Here is a 231-nt window from a genome sequence, read left to right on the forward strand (position 1 = left end):
CCGCATGCCACGATTGCGCCGCGCGGCTCAGCCACGGACTCAGGCTCGCGCCGAGTCCGCCGCCGCCCATGATCGATGCGGAGAACACGCCCATCGCCAACGGCACTCGCGCCTGAAAACGCTGCTTCATGACGGCAGGCAGCAGCGCCTGGATCGCCGCGACGCCCGCACCCGCGAGTATCGCCGTCGCGAGCAGCGCGGCGCCGCTCGACGCCGTCCATCTCGCCGCGC

At 72.7% G+C, this 231-nt stretch carries 1 pseudogene; it reads right to left on the bottom strand.

From position 1 onward, the window contains the following. Positions 1-231, bottom strand: a pseudogene (locus CIC12_RS12615) (CynX/NimT family MFS transporter); the annotation flags it as partial.

Origin of the sequence: Paraburkholderia sp. SG-MS1 (assembly GCF_012275575.1) — a bacterium.
Classification (GTDB): Bacteria; Pseudomonadota; Gammaproteobacteria; order Burkholderiales; family Burkholderiaceae; genus Paraburkholderia.